Below are 10,387 nucleotides of genomic sequence, written 5' to 3'. Positions count from 1 at the left end.
TAAATATAAAAAATGAAACAAGATTTGAAATATTAGAAGGAGGAATTTTATGCTGGATGTGATGGATTTTTCTCAAAGATATAAAGATAAGCTTTTAGAATTTTTTAAGGATTTGCATATGAATCCTGAATTAAGTTTTAAAGAATTTAGAACAACAAGTAAAATTAAGGATTTATTAAAATCACTTGATATTGAAATTTTAGACATGGGAATGGAAACAGGTGTAGTTGGTTTATTAAAAGGAAAATATAGTGGACCAACAGTAGCTCTAAGAGGAGATATCGATGCACTTCCCATAGTAGAAGAAACTGACTTAGATTATAAATCAAAAGTAGATGGAGTAATGCATGCTTGTGGTCATGATGTTCATACAACATGTTTAGCTGGTGCAGCCATGATTCTATCAGAGCTAAAAGACCAACTACATGGAAATATAAAATTTATATTTCAAATTGCTGAAGAAAAAAATGAAGGAGCAAAAATGCTTGTCAAAGCAGGTGTGATGGATGATGTAGATGTAATATTTGGTCTTCATAATCATCCAGACGTACCAGTAGGAAAAGTAGGTGTAAAACTAGGTGGTCTTATGGCAGCTGTAGACACAATTTGGATAGATATTTATGGCAAAGGTGGTCATGGAGGTATTCCTCAAAGAACTATCGACCCTATTGTTGCAACAAGTGGAGTAATTCAAGGGATACAAAGTATTGTTAGTAGAAACATAAGCCCTATAGATTCTGTAGTAGTTTCTATTGGAACTATAAATGGTGGAACAGCAAACAATGTAATAAGTGAACATATTCATATGAGTGGCACTGTAAGAACTTTTGATAAAGAAATAAGAAAAAATATGCCAGAAATATTAAGTAAAAAAGTAGAAGGCATAGCTGCAGGATATGGTGCAACAGGTAAAGTTACTTATAGATATGATTTACCTGCAGTAATAAATGAAAAAGATATGTATGATTTAGCATGTGAAACAGTAGAACAAACTTATGGTAAAGATGCTATATTTGACCCAGTGCCAACAACTGGTGGAGAGGATTTTTCCATATTTACTGAAAATAAACCAGGATTTTTCTATTGGCTAGGTGTTGGAAATAAGGAAAAAGGATATGTTAATCAATGGCATAACTCAAGATTTGTGGCAGACACAGACTCTTTGCTAGTAGGATCAAATGTGTTAGCCCAAAGTGCTATTAATTATATGTTAAAAAATAAAAGTTCCCAAATATAAAAGAAAAGGGTGATGAAATGAGTGAAAGTAATATTAAAAATATAATTAGATGTTGGAAGATGATATTAGTAGTCTTTATAATAACACTAATTAGTGAAAAAATAGGTGTTATAAAAATACCAATAGCATCTGGAAGTATTATGTTTTTACCTTTATTGTATTGCATGATTATTTGTCTAATATTAGCTTTATTAAAACCCATCAAAATAATAGGTTCAAAGGAAGACTGTGATATATCAGATAAGATTGTTGTTATAGGAATAGCTGTATTTTGTGCAAAAGTAGGAGTTAACAGCGGAGCAGCAATAGAAAGTGTTATATTAGCAGGGCCAGCACTTATATTACAAGAACTTGGTAACTTAGGAACTATATTTTTAGCATTACCAATAGCATTATTATTTGGATTTAAAAGAGAAGCTGTTGGTATGACACATTCCATAGGACGTGAGCCGAATATTGCATATATAGCAGAAAAATGTGGAATGAACTCTCCAGAAGGACGCGGAATAATGATTACATATGTTGTAGGAACATTGGTAGGGTCAATTTTCTTAGGAGCATTAGCTAGTTTTCTTGCTACTGCTACACCATTCCATCCTCTATCTTTAGCAATGGCGTGTGGCGTAGGAAGTGGAAGTATGATGGCTGCATCAGTTGCTCCTTTAATGGAAACCTTCCCTCAAATGGCTACAGAGATTTCTGCATATGCAGGTATGAGTAATACTCTGTCTACTGCAGATGGAATATTTGTAACTATATTTATTGCTTATCCATTATGTAACTTTTTGTATAAAAAATTGGAACCTATTATAGGAAGAAAAAGTAAAGCTGAAATTAAGCTAGTTGAGGAGGTCCAAGAAAATGAATAAGAAGTTAAATATAAGTATATTTATAGAATTAGTATCAATTATGTTGTTAGTATCAGTTATTAGTATTTTTGGAAACAGCATAGGATACAAAATTTCAATTATGGAATCAATACCAGGTATGTTGATTTTATTTGCAATAGCTCTATCTGGTAGTCTTTTGACATATATAATTCCTATAAATTGTCCAGCTGTTGTATGGATTAGTATTATAGGTGTTATAGTTGCCTGTCCTATATCTCCTGTTTCTCAATTTGTAAATATGCACGTTGAAAAAATAAATATGTTAGCTCTTGCTACTTGTATCTTAGGTTTTGCAGGTGTATCCATGTCTAAAAACTGGGTGGATCTTAAACGTATTGGCTGGAGAGGAATAGTTGTGGCATGTTTCGTAATGTTAGGAACATTTGTAGGTTCAGCATTTGTTGCTCAGATTGTTCTATCATCTAGTGGAATAATATAATAATTAATTTTATATTTTAAAGATTAAGATAGCATTAACAAGAGGAGGGGAGTAACATGACAGATTTCTTAAATTGGCTAAGTGGTATTCTTTGGGGACCATATATGATTACATTATTAGTTGGGACAGGTATTTTTCTAACATTTAAATTGGGATTTGTTCAATTTAGATATTTTACAACTGCTTTTAAAGAATTGGTAGGCAAAATATTTACACCATCACAAGGAAAAGGAGAAGGAGAAATAAAATCTTTTCAAGCTTTGGCAACAGCTTTATCTTCTTGTATAGGTGTAGGAAATATTGTTGGTATAGCATCTGCTATTGGAGTAGGTGGACCAGGAGCAATCTTTTGGATGTGGGTTTCAGCAATATTTGGTATGGCTACAAAATTTAGTGAGATAACACTTTCTATGAAATATAGAGAAAAAGATGAAAATGGTGTTTGGCGTGGTGGACCAATGTATGTTTTAAAAAATGGGTTAAATTGCAAATGGGCGGGAGTTTTCTTTGCATTAATAACAGCATTTGTAGGTCTTATAAGTTGTAATATGGTTCAATCAAACTCCGTTGCAAGTGCACTTAGTGTTTATGGTGTTAAGCCTGTTGTTACAGGTGCAATTCTTGCAGTATTAACATTTATAGTTATATTTGGTGGTGTAAAAAGATTATCAAAAGTTACTAGTATTATTACTCCTATCATGGGATTAATTTATATAATGGGTGCATTAGTAGTTATATGTTGTAATTATCAACAAATTATACCTACATTTAAATTAATTTTTACTAGTGCATTTTCAGGTCAAGCAGCATTTGGAGGATTTGTAGGAGCAACCTTAAAAGAAGCATTAAGATTTGGAGTTGCTAGGGGGATATTCTCAAATGAAGCTGGTATAGGTAGTTCACCAATGATACATGCCACAGCTACAGTAGATCATCCTTGTAGACAAGGTTTATATGGAATTATGGAAGTATTTATAGATACTATAGTTGTATGTACCATAACTGCTTTAGTAATTTTGATGTCAGGTGCATGGACAAGTGGAGCAGAAGGTGCAGCTATGACAAATCAAGCATTTGCATCAGGTTTAGGTGACTTAGGTGGAGTAGTCGTAAGTATATGCGTAACATTATTTGCATTTTCTACATTACTTGGGTGGTCTTGGTATGGAGAAACAGCCATAGAATTTATTTTCGGAACAAAAGCTATAATACCTTATAGAATACTTTGGGTAGTATGTGCATTTGTAGGAGCTTTATTCCAATTTAACTCATTAATGCTACTTGCAGATACAGTAAATGGATTAATGGCAATACCAAACTTAATAAGTTTATTGGTGCTTAGTGGTTCAATAGCTACATTATGCAAAGAGTTTTTTAATAAAGAAGAATATGGTTTTGGTAAAAAAACAACTTTAAATAAATAGAGGTGGTTTATGTGAGTATAAATTTGAAATATCTATTGGAAGATAGGGAAGAAGTAGAAGAATTTTTGCCAGATTTATTTAGCATAAAAATAGTAAGTAAAGGTTGTAACTTACTTGGAACCATGTTTACAGCACAAGGAAGAGAGAAACATCCTACAGCAATATTATTACATGGATTTCCAGGTTATGAAGAAAACTTAGACTTAGCACAGGGGCTTAGAAGAATAGGATTAAATGTTTTAACTTTTCATTATAGAGGATGTTGGTCAAGTCAGGGAAGCTATTCTTTTACTAATTGTTTAGAAGATGTTACCTCAGCCATAGACTTTATTACTGATAAAAAGAATATAGAACAGTTTAATATTGATATAGATAACTTGATATTAATTGGACATAGTGTAGGTGGATTTTTAGCATTAAGTAATTGCATGGATAATAGAATAAAAATGTCAGTTGCCATAAGTCCTTTTGATCTTGGCCTTGCAGGTGAAAATATAAAAAATAATAATCAAGAAGAAGTTCAAAAAATAATTGAATTGTTTATAGGAGGGCAAGATCCTTTAAGTGGAACATGTTCCAATAAATTGATTTATGAAATAATGGAAAATTATTCAGAGTGGAAATTAGCAAACAAAAGCGAAGAGTTAGCTAATGAAAAATTATTAATAATTGGAGCAAAAAAAGATACTATAGGATTATATAAACTTTATCATGAGCCTTTAATAAAAGAAATATTAAAACACAATAAAAATAATCTTACTGAGATGTTAATAAATACAGATCATTGTTATAGCAATAAGAGAATTTGTTTACTTAAAAATATTGCATATTGGATTGAGAAAAATATTTAGTTGAAAAATACTAAAAGTACAATAAAATTAGGATAAATTAGAAATTTAAGGGGGGAAAGAATTATGTTAAAAACTACAAAAATAACAGATCCAAAATTATACTCAATAGTAGAGAAAGAATTAGAAAGACAAAAATATAATATAGAAATGATAGCATCAGAAAGTTCTGCACCAACAGAAATCCTAGAACTTATGGGAAGTGTATTTGTAAATAAAACAGAAGAAGGTCTTCCAGGAAAAAGATATCAAGCAGGTTCAGAGTTTGCAGATGAAGTTGAAAATTTATGTATTGAAAGAGCAAAAGAAGCTTTTGGTTGTGAATATGTAAATGTTCAAGCTTACTCAGGAGCAACTGCAAACTATACAGTATTTAACGCTGTTCTTGAACCAGGGGACAAAATACTTGCCATGAGATTAGATCATGGAGGACATTTAACACATGGTTCACCAGCAAACTTTGTAAGTAAAATATATAAATATGAACACTATGGTGTAGATATAGAAACTGAAAGAATAAATTATGATGAAGTGGAAGCTAAGGCATTAGAGTTTAAACCTAAAATGATAATAGCAGGAGCAAGTGCATACCCTAGACTTATAGATTATGAAAGAATGAGAGAAATTGCTGATAAAGTAGGAGCATATTTAATGGTAGATATGGCTCATATATCAGGACTTATTGGAGCGGGAGTTATTCCCTCACCTATACCTTACGCAGATTTTGCCACATCTTCTTGCTCAAAAACAATTTGTGGTCCTAGAGGTGGGTTTGTAATGTGTAAAGAAAAATATGCAAAAGCATTAAACAAAGCAACTTTCCCAGGAACACTAGGCTCTATACAAATAAACGGTATTGCAGCTAAAGCTAATATGTTTAAAAGAGTAAGAGAACCGGAATTTATTGCAACAATGCAAAGAGTTTTAGACAATGCTAAATACTTAGCAAAAGAATTAGAACAAAGAGGATTTAGAATAATAAGTGGTGGTACAGACAATCATATAGTACTTGTTGATTTAAGACCTAAAAAAATAACTGGTAAACAGTTTGATCAAGCTCTTGAGTCTATAGGTATAACAGTTAATAAAAACACTATTCCAGATGATCCAGAAAGTCCATTTGTAACAAGTGGTGTTCGTATAGGACTTACAGCAGTTTCAGAGAGAGGATTTGGTAATGCTGAAATAGCTGAGATAGCTGACATTATGGAAAAAGTTGCAGATAACATAGATAATGAAGAAGTTTTAAACGAATGTAGAGTTCAAGCAAGAAATTTAATCTCAAGATTCCCACTATATCCAAAAGGATATTTTGAAGATTAATCCTATATAACAGCAAAAACTCAAAAGGCTTAGACCCTAAAAGAAGGGGTCTAAGTCTTTTGAGTTTTCAATTTATACACTACTTGTATTCAAGACTAAACAAGATTTTATTGATTATTGTACTAAAAATAGCAATTAAAAATGGCTTCAAAAGTATTTTTAAGTTAGCGGTTACAATTAGCTAAATTATAATATATAATAAAATTAAAATATTATCATAAGGTTATAGTATATATCTAGATTTATGTTAATAATAAGAAAAATAATCTGGAGGCAACATAATGAATAAAAAGGATTTTTCTAATTTAGAAGATCAAATCATGTCTACAGTTAGCAATGCACTTAAAGCAATAGATATTGCTAATTTGAAAAGAGATATTAACGATAAAACTGAAGAAACCATAAATCAATTTAGATCAAAGTTTGATGAATATAGTGAAAAATATATTGGTTTAAATAAAAAATCTAAAAATGATATATCTAAATACATTAGTAAAAGACCAGCTGGAAGTATATCGGGAATACTTTGTATAGTATTTGGAGCCAGCGGAAGTATAATTTATGGTTCTTCAGTAGCACTATTTCTAATAGCAAATTCACTATTTAGTGGTTTTATTGTAGGTAGTCAAGTTGTTTTGGGAGTTTTAGTTTTATTTTTTGTAGGAAGTGTAGCTTTATTATTAAAAGGAATAAATTTAAGAAAAAGAGTAAAGCGCTTTAAGAAGTATGTAAGATTTATTGATGATAATAGTTATTTCTTAATTGAGGATTTAGCGAGATTTGCTAAAGAAAAAAAGAGTTTTGTACTTAAAGACCTACGTAAAATGATTGATTTAGGTATGTTTTTAGAAGGACATATAGATGAAGAAAAAACTTATTTCATGTTAAATGATGAAGTATATGGTGATTATTTAAATTTAAAAAAAGAACAAATAGCTAAAGAAAGTAATAAGGAAAAATTAAAAGAAGAAATAAATAATTCAGGAAAAGAAGAGATAGAATCTACTATAAAAATAGGAAGAAATTATATTGAACAAATAAAAACTGTAAGAAATGAGCTTTATAGAGAAGAAATAGCTATAAAGTTAGATAAATTAGTAAACATTGGGGATCAAATCCTTAATTATGTTGAAAAAAATCCTAAAAAAACACAAGAAGTTAATAAATTTGTAAATCATTATCTTCCGATTACTATAAAATTAATTAATTCATATAAAGAGTTAAATAATCAAGTAGTTCAAGGTGATAATATAAAAAATGCTAAAATTGAAATTGAAAAGAGTGTTGATCTTATTAATAATGCTTTTGAAAATTTATTAGATGATTTATATGAAGATGTTGTTTTAGATATTTCTACAGATATTTCTGTTCTTAAAACATTATTTAAACAAGAAGGATTATCAGAAGAAGATTTTAAGTAACGGATTTATCCGAAATTGCATAGCGCCCACACAGTGGTTTAAAGTGGTAACTAGGATATATCGTTGACGATATGAAGTGGGGCGCCCACGCAGTAGCTTAAGCAAAGCGAATTTTAAAAAGTAAGTTTTGAACAAAAAGGGAGGCATTAAAGATGAGTGATGAATTCAAAGAAAAGTATGTTGATATAAAACCAGAATTAACTTTCCAACCATTTGGGGAGGAAGTTCCTGATTTAAAAGTGGTAAAAGAAGAAAAGGTAGAAGAAAAAATAATTGATGAAATCCAACTGACAGAAGAAGAAAAGAAAATGGTAGATCAATTTGTAGATAAAATAGAGATAAGCAATTCAAATTCTATTTTACAATATGGTGTAGGTGCTCAAAAGAAAATTTCTGATTTTTCACAGTCAGCATTAAATGATGTGAAAACTAAAGATTTAGGTGAGATTGGAGAAATACTATCTAGCGTAGTTCTTGAGTTAAAGAACTTTGAAGATTGTGAAGAAAAAAAAGGAATTTTCGGTTTCTTTAAAAAAGGTAAAGATAAGATTTCTCAAATGAAAGTAAATTATGAAAATGTAGAGAGTAATATAAATAAAATGTGCAATGTTCTTGAAAATCATCAAATAAAACTTTTAAAAGATATTGCTATGCTAGATAAAATGTATGAAATAAATAAAGTATATTTTAAAGAGCTTTATATGTATATCTTAGCTGGGAAAAAGAAACTTCAAAAATTAGAAAAAGAAGAACTTCCTAAATTACAAGAAAAAGCAAAAAAAAGTGGTAATCCTCAGGATGCTCAAGAATTAAATGATTTTATTGCTCTTTGTAATCGCTTTGAAAAGAAAATTCACGATTTAGAATTAACTAAAATGATTTCTTTGCAAATGGCTCCTCAAATTCGTTTAATTCAAAATAATGATACATTAATGTCTGAAAAAATACAATCTACAATTATAAATACTATTCCACTTTGGAAAAGTCAAATAGTGTTATCACTTGGAGTTGCTCATGCTGCTGATGCTGCCAAAGTTCAAAGAGAAGTAACAGATATGACAAATGAACTTTTACGCAAAAATGCAGAAATATTAAAAACTTCAACTATAGAAACTGCAAAAGAATCTGAAAGAGGAATTGTTGATATTGAAACACTTAGAGCTACTAATGAATCATTGATTTCAACTCTTGATGAAATACTTAATATACAAACAGAAGGACGTGAAAAACGTAGGGAAGCTGAAATAGAATTAAGAAATATTGAAGATCAATTAAAAAATAAGCTTTTAGATTTTAAATATTAGTAATGCAGGCTTAGTATCAAATAATATAGAATTTATTTTATTAGGTATAGAATAAATGTGAAAAATGAGTAATTAATAGCACAACCATATCCACAGTCCAAATGAACTAAAAAGTAAACCATAGTCAATCCAATAATATATTGATTATGGTTTATTTTTTACATATAATTAAAAAAATTTAAAATTACAATCTTGTTATATTTACATCTTTTCTTGGAACTGTTCTTTTATAATGTACTTTTGGGTAACCAATTACCATACATGCAACTAGCTCTTCGTTATCTCCTATCTGAAGAAACTTACCTATTTCAGGATTAAATTTTACAGCTCTTGATAAGAAGCCACTAAAATATGTTCCAAGCCCTAGAGCATTTATCATAAGTTCCATTTTTGATGCTGCTAAAGCTCCATTTACAATGTTATTTGATTTTATTACTATTAATAGCGGAGCTTTGGAGAACAGCTTATCTTCTCCATCAGGATTTTCTACAAAATTTTTATGCATATCCTTCCACATATTAGCATACATCCTAATTTGAGTTGGAGTATTTTCATCAGATAATAAATTATAAGCTTGACTATTTAAAGTTTGTAGGACCATTTTTCTAAGCTCTTGTATTTTGTCTTTTACAATAACATATGAAACATCTTGCAGATTTCCGCTAGTTTGAGTGAACTTTCCTGCTTCAATTATTTTATCTATCTTTGCTTCTTCAACATCTTTTTTTGAAAATAACCTAACGCTTCTTCTAAATTTCATGAAGTTCATTAACACATCTGAATTTACTAAAAATTCTTTATCATTGTATTCTTTTACTTCACTCATTGAGTATTCTTTTTCATCATCAGAAGATATAGCCTTTACAGGGCAAATTGCAATACAATGTCCACATTTTACACAAGTTTCATTTTTTATATGAGACTTTCCGTTAATCATCACTATATCATTTACTATACAGTCTTGTTTACATAAAGTACACCCTATACATTTATTGGTATTTACTAACACTATAAAATGCCTCCTTCCTATATAGTGGTATTTATAATTATATTTATTAAACTAGAGTTTAAGTCAAGCTTTTTTATAAAGAAAATATATACTAACTATTTTGTCTGCTTTCAAGGTTTAAATTTATTTTATCAATATGCTTTTTTAGCATTTTTCTTTGTTCTTCTAATTTATTTCGATGTTCGATTAAAAGAGTTATTGCTAATTGATTATTGTTGCTGTCTGCTAGAATATCTAAATTAGTACGGATTTCTTTGACTGACATTCCTATGTTTCTTAAACATCTAATTAAATTTAGTAATTCTATATCTTTTTCTGAAAATACTCTTATATTGTTTTTATCTCGTTTAAATTCAGGTAATAATCCTTCTTTTTCATAATATCTTATTTTTGATTGAGATATATTAGTTATTTCAGAAACTTCTTTTATTTTATATTCCATATAATTTACTCCTTATAGTTAATATTGATTTTAATTATTATAACTTATAT

At 29.4% G+C, this 10,387-nt stretch carries 10 protein-coding genes; 8 read left to right on the top strand and 2 right to left on the bottom strand.

Going from position 1 to position 10,387, the window contains the following annotated elements:
• Nucleotides 1-49 precede the first annotated feature (49 nt).
• The 8 genes from NSA58_RS10230 (at nucleotide 50) to NSA58_RS10195 (ending at nucleotide 8,886) form a co-directional block, all read left to right on the top strand.
• Nucleotides 50-1,237: a M20 metallopeptidase family protein gene (locus NSA58_RS10230; RefSeq protein WP_039678370.1), complete on the top strand. Its 1,188-nt coding sequence runs from the start codon at nucleotides 50-52 to the stop codon at nucleotides 1,235-1,237.
• Between the two features lie 17 nt (nucleotides 1,238-1,254).
• Nucleotides 1,255-2,106, top strand: coding sequence for a DUF3100 domain-containing protein (locus NSA58_RS10225; protein WP_079764723.1), 852 nt, complete (start codon nucleotides 1,255-1,257; stop codon nucleotides 2,104-2,106).
• Nucleotides 2,099-2,566 (top strand): hypothetical protein, encoded by a 468-nt coding sequence (locus NSA58_RS10220; RefSeq protein WP_052232846.1) that lies wholly within the window; start codon nucleotides 2,099-2,101, stop codon nucleotides 2,564-2,566. The genes NSA58_RS10225 and NSA58_RS10220 overlap by 8 nt, the downstream gene beginning before the upstream one ends.
• A 56-nt stretch (nucleotides 2,567-2,622) precedes the next feature.
• A complete protein-coding gene (locus NSA58_RS10215; protein ID WP_074078950.1) occupies nucleotides 2,623-3,990 on the top strand; it encodes an alanine/glycine:cation symporter family protein in 1,368 nt (455 codons plus the stop codon).
• 11 nt (nucleotides 3,991-4,001) lie between these two features.
• A complete protein-coding gene (locus tag NSA58_RS10210; RefSeq protein WP_039678372.1) occupies nucleotides 4,002-4,841 on the top strand; it encodes an alpha/beta hydrolase family protein in 840 nt (279 codons plus the stop codon).
• A gap of 63 nt (nucleotides 4,842-4,904) precedes the next feature.
• The gene (locus NSA58_RS10205) at nucleotides 4,905-6,161 is read left to right on the top strand and encodes a serine hydroxymethyltransferase (RefSeq protein ID WP_039678373.1); all 1,257 of its coding nucleotides are present in this window, start codon (nucleotides 4,905-4,907) and stop codon (nucleotides 6,159-6,161) included.
• Between the two features lie 281 nt (nucleotides 6,162-6,442).
• The gene (locus tag NSA58_RS10200) at nucleotides 6,443-7,582 is read left to right on the top strand and encodes a 5-bromo-4-chloroindolyl phosphate hydrolysis family protein (RefSeq protein WP_074429291.1); all 1,140 of its coding nucleotides are present in this window, start codon (nucleotides 6,443-6,445) and stop codon (nucleotides 7,580-7,582) included.
• Between the two features lie 152 nt (nucleotides 7,583-7,734).
• The gene (locus NSA58_RS10195) at nucleotides 7,735-8,886 is read left to right on the top strand and encodes a toxic anion resistance protein (protein WP_039678375.1); all 1,152 of its coding nucleotides are present in this window, start codon (nucleotides 7,735-7,737) and stop codon (nucleotides 8,884-8,886) included.
• A gap of 184 nt (nucleotides 8,887-9,070) precedes the next feature.
• Here the strand turns inward: NSA58_RS10195 and NSA58_RS10190 are convergent, their stop codons facing one another.
• Together NSA58_RS10190 and NSA58_RS10185 are read right to left on the bottom strand one after the other, a co-directional pair.
• Nucleotides 9,071-9,895 (bottom strand): nitroreductase family protein, encoded by an 825-nt coding sequence (locus tag NSA58_RS10190; RefSeq protein WP_330376029.1) that lies wholly within the window; start codon nucleotides 9,893-9,895, stop codon nucleotides 9,071-9,073.
• Between the two features lie 91 nt (nucleotides 9,896-9,986).
• Nucleotides 9,987-10,337, bottom strand: coding sequence for a MerR family transcriptional regulator (locus tag NSA58_RS10185; RefSeq protein ID WP_039678377.1), 351 nt, complete (start codon nucleotides 10,335-10,337; stop codon nucleotides 9,987-9,989).
• Nucleotides 10,338-10,387 lie beyond the last annotated feature (50 nt).

The organism is Terrisporobacter muris (genome assembly GCF_024621905.1).
Classification (GTDB): domain Bacteria; phylum Bacillota; class Clostridia; order Peptostreptococcales; family Peptostreptococcaceae; genus Terrisporobacter; species Terrisporobacter muris.
The sequence above is the reverse complement of the archived record's forward strand: the minus strand, read 5'-3'. Positions and strand labels throughout refer to the sequence as shown.

Coding starts and splice junctions, on each gene's coding strand:
- NSA58_RS10225 (WP_079764723.1), top strand. CDS start 1,255: ATGAGTGAAAGTAATATTAAAAATATAATTAGATGTTGGAAGATGATA.
- NSA58_RS10205 (WP_039678373.1), top strand. CDS start 4,905: ATGTTAAAAACTACAAAAATAACAGATCCAAAATTATACTCAATAGTA.
- NSA58_RS10185 (WP_039678377.1), bottom strand. CDS start 10,337: ATGGAATATAAAATAAAAGAAGTTTCTGAAATAACTAATATATCTCAA.
- NSA58_RS10200 (WP_074429291.1), top strand. CDS start 6,443: ATGAATAAAAAGGATTTTTCTAATTTAGAAGATCAAATCATGTCTACA.
- NSA58_RS10220 (WP_052232846.1), top strand. CDS start 2,099: ATGAATAAGAAGTTAAATATAAGTATATTTATAGAATTAGTATCAATT.
- NSA58_RS10195 (WP_039678375.1), top strand. CDS start 7,735: ATGAGTGATGAATTCAAAGAAAAGTATGTTGATATAAAACCAGAATTA.
- NSA58_RS10230 (WP_039678370.1), top strand. CDS start 50: ATGCTGGATGTGATGGATTTTTCTCAAAGATATAAAGATAAGCTTTTA.
- NSA58_RS10215 (WP_074078950.1), top strand. CDS start 2,623: ATGACAGATTTCTTAAATTGGCTAAGTGGTATTCTTTGGGGACCATAT.